This window comes from Deinococcus apachensis DSM 19763, assembly GCF_000381345.1.
Lineage (GTDB): Bacteria > Deinococcota > Deinococci > Deinococcales > Deinococcaceae > Deinococcus > Deinococcus apachensis.
In genome coordinates, this window is record NZ_KB906401.1 from 130,137 (window position 1) to 146,279 (window position 16,143).

At 70.1% G+C, this 16,143-nt stretch carries 15 protein-coding genes; 11 read left to right on the top strand and 4 right to left on the bottom strand.

What is annotated here, in order from left to right; all coding sequences use genetic code 11:
- Positions 1-11 precede the first annotated feature (11 nt).
- Positions 12-935, bottom strand: coding sequence for a biotin--[acetyl-CoA-carboxylase] ligase (locus F784_RS0108980; protein WP_019586396.1), 924 nt, complete (start codon positions 933-935; stop codon positions 12-14).
- Between the two features lie 135 nt (positions 936-1,070).
- On the opposite strand from F784_RS0108980, the gene F784_RS0108985 reads away from it, so the two are divergent.
- The 8 genes from F784_RS0108985 to F784_RS0109020 all read left to right on the top strand — a co-directional run bounded on the left by F784_RS0108985 (position 1,071) and on the right by F784_RS0109020 (position 10,172).
- The gene (locus F784_RS0108985) at positions 1,071-1,475 is read left to right on the top strand and encodes a Fur family transcriptional regulator (protein ID WP_026332378.1); all 405 of its coding nucleotides are present in this window, start codon (positions 1,071-1,073) and stop codon (positions 1,473-1,475) included.
- 76 nt (positions 1,476-1,551) lie between these two features.
- Positions 1,552-2,205, top strand: coding sequence for a hypothetical protein (locus F784_RS0108990; protein ID WP_019586398.1), 654 nt, complete (start codon positions 1,552-1,554; stop codon positions 2,203-2,205).
- 99 nt (positions 2,206-2,304) lie between these two features.
- Positions 2,305-5,394 carry a tetratricopeptide repeat protein gene (locus F784_RS0108995; protein WP_019586399.1) on the top strand — a complete coding sequence of 1,030 codons (3,090 nt, stop codon included), beginning with the start codon at positions 2,305-2,307 and terminating at the stop codon, positions 5,392-5,394.
- Positions 5,395-5,654: 260 nt separating this feature from the next.
- The gene (locus F784_RS0109000; RefSeq protein ID WP_019586400.1) at positions 5,655-7,283 is read left to right on the top strand and encodes a C1 family peptidase; all 1,629 of its coding nucleotides are present in this window, start codon (positions 5,655-5,657) and stop codon (positions 7,281-7,283) included.
- Positions 7,284-7,690: 407 nt separating this feature from the next.
- On the top strand, positions 7,691-8,341 hold the full coding sequence (locus tag F784_RS0109005) for a MarC family protein (RefSeq protein WP_019586401.1): 651 nt from the start codon (positions 7,691-7,693) through the stop codon (positions 8,339-8,341).
- 115 nt (positions 8,342-8,456) lie between these two features.
- Positions 8,457-8,981: an HNH endonuclease gene (locus tag F784_RS0109010; RefSeq protein ID WP_019586402.1), complete on the top strand. Its 525-nt coding sequence runs from the start codon at positions 8,457-8,459 to the stop codon at positions 8,979-8,981.
- Between the two features lie 76 nt (positions 8,982-9,057).
- Positions 9,058-9,600, top strand: a complete 543-nt coding sequence (locus F784_RS0109015; protein ID WP_019586403.1) for an HD domain-containing protein — start codon at positions 9,058-9,060, stop codon at positions 9,598-9,600.
- 125 nt (positions 9,601-9,725) lie between these two features.
- Entirely contained in the window at positions 9,726-10,172 is a 447-nt protein-coding gene (locus tag F784_RS0109020) for a WGxxGxxG-CTERM domain-containing protein (RefSeq protein ID WP_019586404.1), read from the top strand.
- 64 nt (positions 10,173-10,236) lie between these two features.
- Here F784_RS0109020 and F784_RS0109025 read toward each other — a convergent pair whose 3' ends face one another.
- Entirely contained in the window at positions 10,237-10,692 is a 456-nt protein-coding gene (locus F784_RS0109025; protein ID WP_019586405.1) for a response regulator, read from the bottom strand.
- Between the two features lie 235 nt (positions 10,693-10,927).
- The gene (locus F784_RS0109030) at positions 10,928-11,593 is read right to left on the bottom strand and encodes a response regulator transcription factor (protein WP_019586406.1); all 666 of its coding nucleotides are present in this window, start codon (positions 11,591-11,593) and stop codon (positions 10,928-10,930) included.
- Positions 11,594-11,852: 259 nt separating this feature from the next.
- On the opposite strand from F784_RS0109030, the gene F784_RS0109035 reads away from it, so the two are divergent.
- The gene (locus tag F784_RS0109035; protein ID WP_019586407.1) at positions 11,853-13,526 is read left to right on the top strand and encodes a ribonuclease J; all 1,674 of its coding nucleotides are present in this window, start codon (positions 11,853-11,855) and stop codon (positions 13,524-13,526) included.
- Positions 13,527-13,591: 65 nt separating this feature from the next.
- On the opposite strand, the gene F784_RS0109040 is transcribed toward F784_RS0109035, so the two are convergent.
- Positions 13,592-13,783: a hypothetical protein gene (locus F784_RS0109040; RefSeq protein ID WP_019586408.1), complete on the bottom strand. Its 192-nt coding sequence runs from the start codon at positions 13,781-13,783 to the stop codon at positions 13,592-13,594.
- A gap of 507 nt (positions 13,784-14,290) precedes the next feature.
- On the opposite strand from F784_RS0109040, the gene clpP reads away from it, so the two are divergent.
- Both clpP and clpX read left to right on the top strand, forming a co-directional pair.
- Positions 14,291-14,902 carry an ATP-dependent Clp protease proteolytic subunit gene (clpP, locus tag F784_RS0109045; RefSeq protein WP_157465140.1) on the top strand — a complete coding sequence of 204 codons (612 nt, stop codon included), beginning with the start codon at positions 14,291-14,293 and terminating at the stop codon, positions 14,900-14,902.
- Positions 14,899-16,119, top strand: coding sequence for an ATP-dependent Clp protease ATP-binding subunit ClpX (clpX, locus tag F784_RS0109050; RefSeq protein WP_019586410.1), 1,221 nt, complete (start codon positions 14,899-14,901; stop codon positions 16,117-16,119). The genes clpP and clpX overlap by 4 nt, the downstream gene beginning before the upstream one ends.
- The last annotated feature ends 24 nt before the right edge of the window (positions 16,120-16,143 follow it).

Here is a 16,143-nt window from a genome sequence, read left to right on the forward strand (position 1 = left end):
GTGATGTCCTCCTATGGACGGGGAGAGGCGGCGAGGGTGCCGACGAGGTGAACGTCGCCCGCGTGGGCGGTGACGATGGTGCCCGCAGGGGTGCGGATGAGGAGGCCGCCCTGGGGATCGAGGTCGAGGGCCGTGCCGGTCAGGTCGCCGCGCGGGGTGGTGACGCGGACCTCCCGCCCGAGGGTGACGCTCGCCGCGCGCCAGGCGTCGAGTACGGCGTCCGGTGAAGCGGCGAGCCAGCGTTCCAGCTCTGCCAGAATCCGGGCAAGGAGACCCGCGCGGGTGAGGCCGGGCACGAATTCGGAGAGGTGGGCGGCCCCCTCCGGCGCGGCGCTGACGTTCACGCCTATGCCAAGGACCGCCCGCCGCGCCTCCTCTCCCCGCAGGTCCGCTTCGAGGAGGATGCCCGCGAGCTTGCGGCCGTCCGGGGCGAGGAGGTCGTTGGGCCACTTCAGCCCGCCGACCTCGCAGGCAGCGTGCAGGGCGACCCCGGCGGCGAGCGGCATCAGCGCGAGATCCGGCAGGGCCAGGGGACCGGCGAGCAGGACGCTGAAGACCAGGGTGCCGCCCGTGGTGTCCCAAGCCCGCCCCCGCCGCCCGCGTCCAGCCGTTTGTCTTTCTGCGACGACGACCGCGCCGTGGGGGGCCGGGTCGTGTGGGTCGTCGGCCCACGCCCGCGCCTCGTCCTGGGTGCTGCCGACCGTGCCCGCGTAGCGCAAGGTCTGCCCGAATTCGCCCATGACTCGGACAAGCTGGGGAGCGGGTGTACCCGGGGCCAACGCGTACCCGCCCCGCGTGGTCACGATGGGCACGCCATCCTCCACGAGCCGACGCGCCAGGGTATTAACCGTGACGCGGTTCACCCCCAGCCGCGCGCCGAGAACGTCCCCGGACTGGGGCTCATCGGTCAGCAGCGGCAGGAGGCGGGCGGGCACGTTCAGTGTTTTAGCCCATCGGCTGAACGGGGGCAATGGACTGGGTTCAGAGGAGGGGACGAGGGGACCTTCCCCCGCGGCTCAACCGTGACGCCCGCGTCAGCCCTTCATCAGGCCTTTTGCTATCTTCGAATCATGACGATGGTGCGGCAAACCCGGCAGCGACAGGCCGTGATCGAGGTGCTGCGCGCGTCGCGGGCACACCCGGACGCGGCGTGGATCCATGGTCAGGTGCGGGGGAGCCTGCCCAACGTGAGCCTGGGGACCGTGTACCGCACGCTGGACGCCTTGGTGCGTGACGGCGTGGTCGTGACCATCGAGCGCGCGGGGCAGGCGACCCGTTACGACTACCGCCGCGAGGGCGAGGACCACCACCACGCGGTCTGCCGGGGCTGCGGCGCGATCTTCGACGTCGAGGCCGAGGCGATGCCCTGCGTTCCGGTGGCGGCCCTCCCGGCGGGTTTCCGGGTCACCGAGGTGCGGCTGGAGTTCATGGGGCTGTGCCCGAACTGCGCCGACACCCCCGCCGAACAGCCCTGAGCCCCCACCCCACCGGGTGGGTTTTTGCGGCCCATCCAGCCGTTTTGTCCTGCCCCCGCCGCGCTAGCCTGCGGACATGACCGCGCCCGCGCCCGCCGCCCCTCGCCCGTCCCCCCTGCCGCCGTTCCTGCTGGGGTGGGGGCTGGGGGCGCTGCTGTTCCTGCTCGTGCGGGGGCTGGAGTCGGCGCTGCTGCGTGACCCCTGCGAGGGCCGGACCACGCTGGCCCTGCTCGTGCCGCTGCTGCTGGGGCCGGGCGGCATCGCCTTCACCACGACGAACTGGGGGCGGCCCCGGCGGGTGGCGCTGGGGCTGGGGCTGGTGGTCGCCTCCTTCCTCCCGGCGCTGGCGGTGGGGGTGCGCGACATCGGCGTGCTGCGGACCACCGGCTGCGCGGGCGGGTACGTGGTGATCGCCCCGGAGGGCCGCCGCTCGGTCTCGGAGATCACCGTGCGGGAGGGCGAGTCGCTGGACCTCACCGCGCGGGTGAGCGGGTACACGCCGCAGTCGCATCCCGGCCCCTTCGCCCTGAGTGTCCGCAGCCCCTCGCCCGGCGTCACCCTCACCCTGGGGCAGGCGAGTGCCCCGGCGGGCACCGCCGTGCCGCTGCGGGTGACGGTCGCGCCCGGCACGGCGGCCAACGCCTATACCGTGACGGTGCAGGGCGTGCAGCGGCAGGGGGACCGGAGCTTTGCGGCCGAGGGGACGCTGACGGTCAACGTGCAGCCCTGAAGGCCAGGGCGGCCTCCACATCCCTTCCGGCGCCCGGCTTTTCTGTACCATCTAAACGAGAGGGCGTCCTCCTGGTGGAAACGGGGGTGTTTCCGCGGCATGACCGATTTCGAGGCCCGTCTCCGGTCGCTCCACCTGCGGCGCGCGGGCCTGGCGCTGGGGCTGTGGGGTGAACCGGGCGTTGGCAAGACGTTCACGGCCCGGGCATGGCTGCGGGGGGTGGCCTGCCGGACAGTCACGGTCCACGCCCGGACCCCGCTGGCCGACCTCGTGCGGGCCCTGCCCGTTTCCTCGCGGCTTCCCGCCTGGGCCGGGCCGACCCTGGAGCGCCTCACGCGGGGCGAGTACGTCGAGACGGCCCACGCCGCCGAGGCGGTCGCCGCCCAGCTGCGGGCCGCCGCGCCCCTGATCCTCCACGTCGAGGACCTGCACGAGGCGCCCCCGGAGCGGCTGGACTTCTTCAGCGCCCTGGCGCGCGGCACCCGCCGGTCACGGGGTGTGGGCCTGCTCGTGACGAGCCGCGCCCACCCCCCGGAGGCGTTCGAGGCCGGGCGCTGCGAGCCATTGGACGCCGAGCGCACCCGCCTGCTGATCGAGGGGGAGGTGGGGGGCACGCTGCCCGGGGAGGCCGCCGAGTGGGTCTTCCGGCGGGCCGCGGGCAATCCGCTGTTCACGCTGGCCTATGTCCGCGACCTCGCCCGGACCGGGCACCTGTGGAACGACACCCGGCACTGGCACTGGCGCGAGCCCGCGCGCGAGGTCGTGCCGCTGAGCGTCGAGGCCCTGATCGAGGGGGCGCTGCGGGAGGCCGCGGGGGTCCCCACGCTCGCCGCCGCGCTCGGCGCCCGCGCGACGTTGCCGCAGGGGGCGAGCCGGGTGCTCTGGGCACGGGTGGCAGGTGTCGGGCTGGACGAGCTGGAGGCCGCGCGGCTGGAACTGGAGCGGCGCAGCGTGTTCGTGGGGGACGGTTTCGCACATCCGCTGTACCGCGAGCTGTGCGGCCGGGTGCTGGACCCGGCAGGGCAACGCGAGCTGGCCCGGCGCGCCCTGGTCATGCTGCCCCCCGACGACCCGGCGGAGACGGCGGCGCTGATCGAGGCGGCGGGGCTGGAGGCGGCCGAGGCCCGCGCGCTCCTCGGGGCGGCGGCGCGGCGGGCCGGGACCGCGGGCAACGGGGTGATGGCGGCGCGGTTCCTCGCCCGAGCGGTGGGGCACACGCGGGGCGGGGAAGCCGCCCGGCTGGCCCTGGAGGCGGCCCGGAACCTGCGTGAGGTGGACGTGGGCGAGGCGACCCGGCTGGCCCGGCTCGCGGCGGGAGACCCGGCCACCCGGGAGGAGGCGTTGTGGCTCCAGGCCGAACTCCTCGCGGCGCAGGGACAGGGCCGCGAGGGCGAGCGGTTGCTTGAAAGCCTTCCGCCGGAGGCGCGCCAGGGCCCCGCCTTTCTCGCCCGGGTGCTGGGCCTGCGCGCCCAGGACAACCACGGGCTGATCGAGCTGCTGGACGCCCACCCCGGCCTGCTCGCCCACGCCGACCCGGGAACGCTGTGGCGGGCGGCCCGCGCGCTGGCCTACCAGGGCCGCAGCGAGGAGGCCGAGGCCATCGCGGCGGGGGTGCTCGCCCGGCCCGGCCTGAGCCCGGAGGGCCGGGCGCTCGCCCTCAAGGTGCAGTCGGTGGTCCAGCAGGTGCGGGGGGACTTCGGGGGCATGGAGCGGCTGGAGCACGAGGTGTTGGACTTCGCCCGCGCGAGCGGCAACCTGCGCCTGATCGACGCGGCGCTGTTCAACCGGGCGATGGCGCTGGGCACGCTGGGCCGCCTGCGCGAGCGCGACGCCTGCCTGGAGGAGGCGCTGCGGGTGTGCCGCGCCCTGGGGGACCCCACCGCCTACGTGATCGCCCAGGTGGCCTACGGCACGGCGCTCGCCGAGTCGGGCGAGTACGAGCGGGCCGAAACGCTGCTGCTGGAGGCCCGCGCCTTTCTAGAGGGCGTCGACGTGAGCGGCTACCTGGTGGACTGCGAATGCGCGCTGAGCGACCTGTACCGCTCCTGGCAGCCCGCCCACAGCCGCGTTCTCGCCATCAGGCATGCCCGGGCCGCCCTCGACCACGCCCGGCGGCTGGACGACCTGCGCTCCAGAGTCCAGAGCCTGTCCACCCTCTCCCTTGCCGAGGGCTGGGCGGGGGAGGCCGAGCGGGCCGCAGCCCTCGCCGGAGAGGCCCTCGACCTCCTGGGGACGCTCGACATGCCCGAGCTGCGGCTGACCGCCCTGGGGGCCCGGGGAACGGCCCTGGCCGCCCTCGGCCTGCCGGACGGGGCGCGGGCCGCCTTCGGGGAGGCCGAGGCCCTCGCCCGGCGAGTGGGCAACCTGCGTGAGGCGCACGCCGCCGGGCTGCACCTCGACCGCCTGGCGAACGACCTGTCGGGCGCCCGCGAGCGGCTGGCCTGGTTCGAGGCGCACGGCCTGCCGGGCCACGCCGCGCAGGCCCGGCGGCTCTTTCCCGAGCTGGAGACTGGCCCTGCCCCGGCGGCAGCCCCCACCCTGCGGCTGGATGTTCTGGGGGACATGTGCTTCAGCGACGGCGGCGGCACGCGGCCGGTGCGCGGGGGGCGGCGCCAGGAGTTGCTGGCCCTGCTCCTCCAGGCCCGGCTGCGCGGTCAGGCCGAGGTGTCGCGGCTCGACCTGCTGGAGGCGCTCTACCCCGGCGTGGGCGAGCGGCAGGCCGCGGTGTCCCTGAAGGAACTCGTCCACCTCACCCGTGGCGCCCTGGGCCGGGGCCTGATCCAGACCACGCCCGGCGGCTACGCGCTCGGCGAGGTGGGGTCCGACGCTGAGGCCTTCCTGCGAACCGGCGAGACCCGGCTGTGGCGCGGCCCCTACCTGGGGGGCCTCACCCTGGAGCTCGCCGACGACAGCATCCGGGAGGCGCTGCACCACGCGCTGCGGGGACGGATGGCCGCCCTGCTGGGTTCCGACCCGCTGGAAACGGCCCGCCTGGGCCGCCTGCTGCTGGAGGCCGAGCCCTACGACCGGGAGGCCCTGCTCCTCACCCTGCAGGCGTTGCGGGCGGGCGGCAACCACCGCGGCCTGAAGCGGCTCTACGAGGACGCTCGCGCCCGCTGGCGCGAGGTGGGCGAGCATCTTCCCCCCCACTGGGCCGACTTCATCGTGGAAACGGCGCCCAGCCGGTGACGGAAGAAAAAACAGAAGAAAAGCCGTCGCCCTGAGCGGGGCGAAGGGCCCCTGCCGTCACGCTCCGTGATGCTTGGCTTGCGCTCAGCAGGACAACTCTCCCGTCAACTGTCCTGACGCTCGCTGCGGCAAAACCCCGCCCTTCCCTGACCCGGGCATCACCGGGTCTCCCTCACGCTGAGCGGCGAAAGGAGACCTGCTGCCGTTCACCCCGTCCGGGATCACCCTTCCCCCCCCTCTCCCCGTCCCAGGAGTTCACCATGCTCAAGCCCCATACCCTGCTTCTCGGCCTGTCCATCAGCCTGATCGCCTGTGGTCAGTCGGGAAGTCCCGGGGGTGACCCCGCCCAGGACGCCTTCTTCGGGGGACAGCCCGAGTTCGGCGCCCCCCTGCCCGCCGGGGCGCAGGCCGTGACCCCGGCCGTGTTCATGGACCTCGTCAGGGACGGGGCCAGGGTCGTCACGGCGCAGGACCTCGCGGACGAGCGGGCCCGCCAGGCGCAGCAGGACGCCCAGGATGAGCAGGATGCCCGCGCCTACATCCAGGAGCATCCCGAGTTCAGCGCGCTGCTGGGTCCCAACCCGCCGGACGCGATCAACCCGGACGGTGACCGGCTCGTAAGCGTCCCGACGGCGGGCGGGCCGAAGCAGGTCGTGCTGATGGGACCCGCCTTCGGCCGCGCCAGCCTGGCCACCCACGCCCGCACCTTCCCGACCCAGGCGAACCAGGCCAACCTGTACGCCGAACTGTACCCGGACCTCGCCGCGGCCTTACGGAAGCTCGACATCAACATCACCCAATTCGGCCTGCCCACCCCGGGCGAGGCCCGCCAGCTCGACGCCCGGCACCTGCTGGACCTCAACCGCAGGGTCGGGAGCATCGCCCGGGAGTACGCGGGCCGGATTTCCGACCTGATCTTTACCCTCGACCCCATCGCCTCCGAGGTCGGCACGGCGGACCAACTGGACCGCACCCAGACGGGGGCCTGCGAGGCGCCCGCCAACCTGGGCCTGTACAAGAACTTCGACTGGCCGCTCAAGACCCTCACGACGAGCGTGAAGGATCAGGGCCAGCGGGGCACCTGCTGGGGCTTTGCGACCGTGGCGGCGTTGGAGGCCGAGATCGCCCGGCGCGACCACGTCCAGGTCAACCTCTCCGAGCAGGACTACGTGGGGCACCGCTTCCTGGACTGGGCGCCGCGTGATTTCGGCGACGGCGGCGACCCCCTCTTCATCGCCCAGAAGGCGAGCGCGGCGAACTACACCTTCGCGTACGAGAAGGGCTGGCAGTACAACAAGAGCCTGAGCCGGGTCGTGCCCACCGGCACCCAGACCTACACGAACTCCTGCGACGGCTACCAGGACGCCACCCACAACTACGGCGTCTGCTCGGACACCAACTACCAGGGCTACCTGACATACGTGCCCTACAAGGGCCGCGTCTACCTGCTGCGGAGCCTGCCCAACACCGGCAACAGCTCCGGCTACCGCATGCAGCCCCCCAGCGATTTCTGGGAGCAGGACAACAAGGACCGCAGCATGGTGATCCTGCTGCTGCGCTCGGTGCTGGGGCACGCGACCACCCTGACGCTGGACATGCGGTACGTGGCACCCGACGCCAACGGCTACGCCCCCCTCCAGACGATGAAGACCCTCCCGGACGGAACGCCGGACTTCCAGCTCACCCACGTGATGACGGTCACGGGCTTCATCAACAGTCAGAACCTCGCCAAGAAGGTGCCCGGCGCCCCGGTCGCCGACGACTACGGGTACTTCATCGTCAAGAATTCATGGGGCGACTGCTGGGGCGATCAGGGCTATGTGTACCTGCCCTGGACCTTCGTCAAGACCTTCACCGGCCAGGCCAGCACGGGCCTCCTGCCCGAGTAGGGCGCCGGGGAGAAGAAGCCCACCCTCCAGGACGCCCAATGTGCAATACAGAAAACGCGGTGCAGCACGAGGAGTTTTTCCTCCTCCCCTTGCGGGGGACTCGGAGAGCTGCTTACAGCGGGCCGGGGAGGGGGGTGACGAGCGCGGCTCGTCCTCGTGTGCGACGGCAAGAACTTACACTGCCCCACTTCGCATCCGGCGTCTTGGGAAGAGGGTTGGGTGAGGAGTCTTTTCAACCGGACGCTCTTCATATGTCCTCTGCTCCGGGCCCTGCCGGATGCGGCTGCACAGACTGCAACCCAGAAGCAGGAGGAGGGGCAGCCCCTCGCAGCGGATGGCACGTGACGGTCCGTGTCCCCTCACACACCGGGACGTTTCCGGTGGAGCCGACCCGGTAGGCTGGACGGGTGAACGTGGCCGAACTCTCCAGCATCAGTCTCCAGACCTTCCTGACCATGTTGGTGGTGATGGACCCCATCGGTCTGGCGCCGGTCTTTATCGGGCTGGCGGGCAGCCGCCCCAGTTTCGAGCGGCGGCGGGTGGCGGTCCGGGCGTCGCTGGTGGCGGGCGTCATCATCCTGCTGTTCGGCCTCTTCGGGCGGGCGCTGCTGGAACACCTGGGGATCAGCCTGAGCGCCTTCCGGGTGGCGGGCGGCATCCTGCTCTTTCTGATCGCGCTCGACATGGTGTTCGCCCGCCCCAGCGGCAGCAAGGAGACGCCCGAGGAGGAGCAGGAGGCCCACGAGCGTCAGGACATCAGCGTGTTTCCACTGGCGATTCCCCTCATCGCGGGACCGGGCACGCTGGCGAGCATCATGATCCTGGCGGGGGACGCGCACGGCAGTCCGGCGCTGCTGGCGGCGGTCTTCCTGGTCACCGCCCTCGTGCTGGGGCTGTGCTACCTCGCCCTGCGCCTGAGCGGGCAGATCGCGCGGGTGATCGGCCTGACGGGCGTCCACGTGGTCACGCGGGTACTCGGCGTGCTGCTGGGGGCGCTGGCCGTGCAGTACGTGGCCGACGGCGTGCTGGAGTTCCTGCGGGGTGCCGCCGAGGGCTGAAGCGCGCGGCTCAACGCTTCCCTAAGCCACCTGACGCAACATTCCCCAGACGCCCAACCTCTAGAATGGCCTCGTGAACCCGTTGGCGAGCGTGACGAGAGAGGAGGCGCGCGGGATGCGCGTGGCGCCGGACCTGAACGCGCCGCGTGTGCTGGTCCTGAATGCGTCGTACGAGCCCCTGCACGTGACGAGCGCCAAGCGCGCGATCACCCTGCTCCAGTACGGCGTGGCCGAGGTGCTGGAGGTCAGCGGCGACGTGGTGCGCTCGCCCAGCACGATCCTGCGGGTGCCCAGCGTGATCCGGCTGCGGCGCTATGTGCGGCGCCCGCGGGTGCATCCGGTGCCCTTCAACCGCCGCAACGTTCTGCGCCGGGACACCTTCGCCTGCCAGTACTGCGGGGCCGAAGCCGACCTCACCCTCGACCACGTGTTTCCGCGCTCGCGGGGGGGGCGCCACAACTGGGAGAACGTCGTCACGGCCTGCCGGGCCTGCAATCAGCGCAAGGGGAACCGCACCCCCGACGAGGCCGGGATGCCGCTGCGCTCCCGGCCTCGCGCCCCGACGTTCGGCGTGTATGCCCACGGCCAGTTCGCCCACTGGCAGCCCGAGTGGGCGCAGTACATCGGCGAGCGGGGATAAGGGCGAAAGAGGACGCGGACAGGAGAGGCGGCGACGTCTCTCTTCTTCTTTGACCACCTCCCCTACACTGCCCCCCATGAACCGCGACCAGGCCTATGCCCTGATGACCGAGCACACCCCCTCCGAGTCGCTGCGGCGCCATATGCTGAACGTCGAGGCCGCGATGCGCTGGTACGCCCGCCACTGGGGTGAGGACGAGGAGTTGTACGCCGTCACCGGCCTGCTGCACGACTTCGACTATGAACAGCACCCGGGGGAGCACCCGACCTGGGGCGTGAACTACCTGCGCGAACACACCGACACGCCGCCCGAAGTCCTCGACGCGATTCTGGGTCACGCCACGTATACCGGCGTCCCGCGCGAGACGCGGCTGGCCCGGACCCTCTTCGGGGTGGACGAGCTGACCGGGCTGGTGCAGGCCGCGGCGCTCATTCGCCCGGATAAGGACGTGCGGCAGGTCGAGCTTTCCAGCCTGAAAAAGCGCTTCAAGAACCGGGCCTTCGCGGCGGGGGTGAACCGGGAGGAGGTCGTGCAGGGGGCGCGGGAACTCGGGGTGGACCTGGACACGCATCTGAACAACGTGCTGAGCGCCATGCAAGCGGCGGTGCAGGAGGGGTGAGGCCCCCCGGGCACCGGCCAGCACGTGAAGGACTCATGGAGGCGCCTTTCAGCGGGGTGCCATTTGAGGCACGCACACTGTGCCTACTTCACCCGCCCTTCTCAGGCGAATTCCAAGGAGTCCACATGAACAAGACGCTGCTGACCCTGACCCTCATCCTCGCTGCGCCCGCCGCCCTCGCCACCGCGCCCAGCACGAACTACGTGCAGGTGCAGGACACCAGCTCCACCGGCACGGACGCCAACGACGGCACCGCCGAGCAGGCGGGCGCGGCAGTCGACCAGGCCGCGCAGAATACCGGTGATGCGGTGGGCAACGCGGCCGACGCCGCGGGCACTACGGTGGACAACGCCACCGACGCGGTGAACAACGCCGTGGACCCCAACGGCGACGGCGTGGTGGACCAGAACAACAACGGGACGGCGGACACCCGCGAGTTTCCCTGGGGGCTGCTGGGCCTGATCGGCCTGGCCGGTCTCGCGGGCCGCGGTCGCCGCGAGCCGGTCGTCCACACCCAGACGACGACCACCGGCACGACCACGGGTGCCACGTACTCCAGCGACCGCCGCTGAGCCGCTTCATCAAGAAAGGCCCCGCACCTGCTGGCCGGGGCCTTTCTGCTGCCTTCGGGGAACGCTATACCCGCGGCGGAAAGCGCACGTAAGTCATCCAGAAGTCCTCAAAGGCGCGGATGGCCTGGAGGAAGTTGTCGAAACCGACGGGCTTGACCACGTACCCGCTGGCGTGGTGGGCGTACGAGCCGCGCACGTCGTCGTCCGACTGGCTGGTGGTCAGCATCACGACGGGGATGGTCATCAGGTCGGGGTCGGCCTTGATCTCGGCGAGCACCTCCAGGCCGTTCTTGCGCGGCATGTTGATGTCGAGCAGGATCACGTCCGGACGCGGCGCCGAGCGGTGCTCGCCCTCGCGGCGCAGGAAGCGCAGCGCCTCCACCCCGTCCCCGACCACGTGGACACGGTTGGGCACCCGGGCATCGGCGAACGCCTCCTGGGTGAGCAGCACGTCCGGCTCGCTGTCCTCGACGAGCAGGATTTCGATGTGGGGACTGGGCAGGGGGTCAGCGGGCGTCATGGGTGGGTGGGCTGGGAAGTTGGAAAGGAGGCGGGGATTGGACCGGCGTGGGCGTGAGCGGCGGGGCGGAGGCGGGTGGCCCGTCTCATGCCGTCGCCGGAGGGACTTCCCGGCAGCTCAGGCCCTGAAACACCCGCCCATGGTACTCGTCCGCCGTGCCGAGGCCATAATCCCGCGTCCGGCTCACAGATTCGTCACAACCGGCCCGCGGGGAGGCAGCCGGGCGTGGGCGTCCTCAGCCGCGCAGGGCGTACCCGACGCCGCGCACCGTCCGCAGCAGGCCGTAGCCGTCGAGGTCGCGCAGCTTGGCACGCAGGTTCGCCATGTGCACGTCGACCACGTTGCTGCCCTCGGGAAGTCGACCCTGCCAGATCTCCTGCCCGATCTCGTGGCGGGAGTACACCCGGCCCGGCTGCCGGATCAGCAGCGCCAGGATGTCGAACTCCTTGGGCGAGAGGCGCAGTTCCTCGGTCTTGTAGGTCACCAGCCGTTTTTGCGGGTCGAGGGTGAGGTCCCCCATGCTCAGGCTCTCGGAGACACGCTGCCGGAGCTGCACCTTGACCCGGGCGACCAGTTCGTCGGGGTGAAAGGGCTTGATGAGGTAGTCGTCGGCCCCCAGACCCAGCAGCCGGACCTTCTCGTCCACCGTGTCGCGGGCGGTCAGGACGATGATGGGCACGGCGCTGTTCTTGCGAAGACGCTGCACCACGTCGCCGCCGTCGAAGTCTGGCAGGCCGAGGTCGAGCAGGATCAGGTCGGGGTGGTCCTCGCGCGCGCGGATCAGGCCGTTCATCGCGGAGTCGGCGTGTTCGACGGCGTACCCCGCGTCGGTCAGGTCCATCCGCAGCACGTTGGCGATATCGAGGTCGTCCTCGATCACGAGAATTCTCTGGGCGCTCACATCGACATGATACCCGCCTTCACGCGGGCTTCACACGTTGTCGCCCGTGCGGGTGGGGGCCGCCCTGCCCCCGCCGGGGCCTGTGCTACCTTGGGTCAACCGCGCTCCGGGCCGCACGCGACCGGGCGACACAATCCGCTTTTCCTGGGCCGCGCCCCTTTCGCGTGGCCGCATCATTCAAAGCGTACGGCCCCCATTCACCGCCTGATTCGGACAGACCAGCGCAGGAAGCGGGCCGCGTGCGACCGGAGAAAGACCCATGACCAATCCAGGCAAGGCAGCCCCGGGCGGGCAGGCCGCACCCCACCTCGAAGTCATTCCGCTGGGCGGGATGGGCGAGATCGGCAAGAACATCACCGCGTACCGCCTCGACGACGAGATCATGGTCGTCGACGGCGGCCTCGCCTTTCCCGACGCGCACCAGATGGGGATCGACCTGATCATCCCGCGCATCGACTACCTCCAGCAGAACGCCGGACTCATCAAGGGCTGGATTCTGACCCACGGCCACGAGGACCACATCGGCGGTCTGCCCTACATCCTGCCGCGGCTGCCCAAGGTGCCGGTCTACGGCGGCGCCCTGACGCTGGGGCTGGTACGCGAGAAGCTCGCCGAGTTCGGCATCAAGGACAGCGACGTGGATCTGCGCGAGGTGGAGCTGAACGCCAAAGTGCGCCTCGGCAAGAACTTCCAGGTCGAGTTCTTCCGTATGACCCACTCCATCCCCGACAACGCGGGTTACATCCTGAGCACGCCGGTCGGGCAGGTCATCCACACGGGCGACTTCAAGCTCGACGAGCATCCCAGCGACGGCAAGCTCTCGGACCTCGCTCGCATCGAGCAGGCGGGGAAGGAGGGCGTTCTGCTGCTCATCAGCGATTCCACGAACGCCGAGCGCCCGGGCCGCACGCCCAGCGAGGCGGAGGTGGCGCGGAACCTGGAGGACGTGATCTCGAAGTGCCGGGGCCGCGTCTTCATGACGACCTTCGCGTCGAACGTCCACCGCATCGGGAACGTCATCCAGATCGCGCACCGTCAGGGCCGCCGGGTCGTGATGGAGGGCCGCTCGATGCTGAAGTACGCGCAGGTCGCGCAGGGGCTGGGCTACATGGAGCTGCCCGAGCCGCTGCTGACGAACGAGGAGGTCGGCGACCTGCAGGACCAGCAGGTGCTGTACGTCTGCACCGGCTCGCAGGGCCAGCCCATGAGCGTGCTCAGCCGCCTCGCCTTCGGCACCCACGCCAAGATCGCGCTGCGGCGGGGCGATTCGGTGATCCTGTCGAGCAACCCGATTCCCGGCAACGAGGACGCCGTGAACCTCGTCATCAACCGGCTGTACGAGATCGGGGTGGACGTGTACTACCCGCCCGCCTACCGGGTCCATGCCTCGGGGCACGCCTCGCAGGAGGAACTCGCCACGGTGCTCAATCTCGCGCGGCCCAAGTTCTTCCTGCCCTGGCACGGCGAGCCCCGCCACCAGATCAACCACGCCCGCCTGGCCCAGACGCTGCCGCGCCCGCCGCGCCGCACGCTGATTGCCAAGAACGGCGACGTCGTGCGCCTCTCGCCCGACGAGTTCAAGGTGACGGGCACCGTGCCCGCCGGGGCGGTGTACGTGGACGGCCTGGGCGTGGGCGACATCGGCGACGACGTGCTGCTCGACCGGGCGAACATGAGCCAGGAGGGCATCCTGATCATGACGGCGGTGCTGCACCCCACCCCCCACGTCGAGATCGTCTCGCGCGGCTTTGTGCGCGCCAACCGCGACCTCGACGGCCAGATCCGCAAGGTGGCGCTCGACGCCGTCGAGGGCGGCCTGCGCGAGAAGAAGCGGCTGGAAGACGTGCGCGACGACATGTACGGGGCCGTGCGCCGCTTCATCCGCAAGGTGACGGGGCGCAACCCGGTGCTGATTCCGCTGATCGTGGACTGAACAGATGAAAAGTAGAGGGCCGGGGCTGATGCTTCCGGCCCTTGCTCATTGCGGCGCTTCGGGCGTCACTCCTCGATGATGGTCGTGGTCGTCGTAGTGGTCTCGACCACCGGCCGGGCCTCCTCGTGGACCTCGTGCGTCTCGGTATGGCGCCTGGTTTCCGTCTCGGTTCCTTCCGCATTGGTAACTTCGGTCGTCTCCGAGCGCGTCGTTTCGGACTTGGAGACAGTGGTGTCGGGGCGGGTGTCGTCTGTCATGCTGAACCTCCTTGGGCTTGGAGCTTTCAGCGTAAGCGGGTCAGGCCCGGCGAGCGATTAGAGGCCAGGCGGGGGGAAACTTAAGGCAATGGGGAGGAAGCTGTTCTCCCTCTCTCCTCGTGGGAGGGGGTCGGGGTGAGGGGGCAACCGCCGACGCGGGCACCTCACCGCGCCGCGGGGCGTGCCTGTTCACCCCCTCCCACTCTCCCCCTCAAAGGAGAGGGGCTTTTTTGCCGATCTGTACGGCTTCCTCGTTCAAGAGAGACTGCGTGCATTACTCAGCCTCTCGAAGGTGAGGAGTTCTGGGGCCACCCCTTCCCCCACTAAGCCAAAAAGGTTAGTCCAGATGCCCGCAACGACTGAGGGGCCAGGCAGGAAAGGCGTTTAGTCCTCCCAGCACAGCTTTTTCCCCACCCGCCCCGCCTGTTGCACCTCCGCCCCCAGCCGCCCACCACCAATGTGCCCAGCGCAGCTTTGCCCACCTTCCTTCCGGGGACCCGTGCGATAATGCGCCGCATGAGCGTGATTCCCTACGTGATTGAGCAGACCGGTCGGGGCGAGCGGATGTACGACATCTACTCGCGCCTGCTCAAGGACCGGATCATCTTTGTGGGCACGCCTGTGGAGCCGCAGATGGCGAACACCATCGTGGCGCAGTTGCTGCTGCTGGACTCGCAGAACCCCGAGCAGGAAATCCAGATGTACATCAACTGCCCGGGCGGCGACGTGTATTCGGGCCTGGCGATCTACGACACCATGCGCTACATCAAGGCGCCTGTCAGCACCATCTGCGTCGGCATTGCGATGAGCATGGGCAGCGTGTTCCTGATGGCGGGGGACAAGGGCAAGCGGCTCGCGCTGCCCAACAGCCGCATCATGATTCACCAGGGCTCGGCGGGCTTCCGGGGGAACACGCCCGACGTGGAGGTGCAGGCCAAGGAGGTGCTGCACCTGCGCGACAAGATGGTGGAGCTGTACCATAAGCACACCGACCTGCCCCACGACAAGCTGCTGCGCGACATGGAGCGCGACCGCTTCATGTCCCCGCAGGAGGCCATGCAGTATGGCCTGATCGACTCGGTGATTGAGAACACCCGCCAGATTGAGGCCGCCCTGTGACCGGCCGGGGGGCCAACATCGGCGGCGACCGCTGCTCCTTCTGCGGGCGGCAGCATCCCCAGATCGCGCAACTGATTGAGGCGCCGGGCCGGGCGGCTTTTATCTGCAACGAATGCACCGACCGGGCGCATGAACTCGTCAAGCAGAACAAGGCCAAGGGCAGCGAGTTCAACCTGGAGGAGCTGCCCAGCCCCAAGGAGATCAAGGCCTACCTCGACGAGTTCGTGATCGGGCAGGACGAGGCCAAGAAAGCGCTCGCGGTCGCGGTCGTCAGCCACTACCAGCGCCTCGCGCACCCCGACGTGAACCTGCAAAAGAGCAACATTCTGCTCATCGGGCCGACCGGGACGGGCAAGACGCTGCTGGCGTCGAGCCTCGCCGAGATGCTGGAGGTGCCCTTCGCCATCGCGGACGCGACCACGCTGACCGAGGCGGGGTACGTCGGGGATGACGTGGAGAACGTGATCGTGCGCCTGCTGCAAGCCGCCGAGTACGACGTGGCCGCCGCCGAGCGCGGGATCATCTACATCGACGAGATCGACAAGATCGCGCGCAAGTCGGAGGGCACGAGCATCACCCGCGACGTGAGCGGCGAGGGCGTGCAGCAGGCCCTGCTGAAGATCATCGAGGGCACGGTCGCGCAGGTGCCGCCGCAGGGGGGCCGCAAGCACCCGCAGCAGGAACTCGTGCAGGTGAACACCAAGAACATCCTGTTCATCGTGGGCGGCGCCTTCGAGAGCATGAGCGAGATCGCCCGCGCCCGCACGAACGTCCGCGCGGTGGGCTTCGGTGCCGAGCACAAGGGCGAGGAGAAAGAAGAACTGCGCTTCCTCCCCGAAGACCTCGTGAAGTTCGGCCTGATCCCCGAGTTTGTGGGCCGTCTGCCGCTTGTCGTGCAGCTTCAGGACCTCGACGAGGACGCGCTCGTCCGCATCCTCACCGAGCCGCAGGGGGCCATCGTCAAGCAGTACCAGGCGCTGTTCGGCTTTCAGGACGTGGACCTCACCTTCACCGACACGGCGCTGCGCGAGGTGGCGCACCGGGCCAAGGAGCGCAAGACCGGGGCGCGCGGGCTGCGGGCCGTGCTGGAAAAGGCGATGACTGACCTGCTGTTCGAGCTGCCCGTTGAGGGCCTGCGGGAACTGCGCTTCGACGCCGGGAACATTGACCACCCGCTGGAGTTGCTTGAGTCAAAGGGACTCAAGAAGTCTGCGTAAAAGCGATATAGATTACAGCCCTTC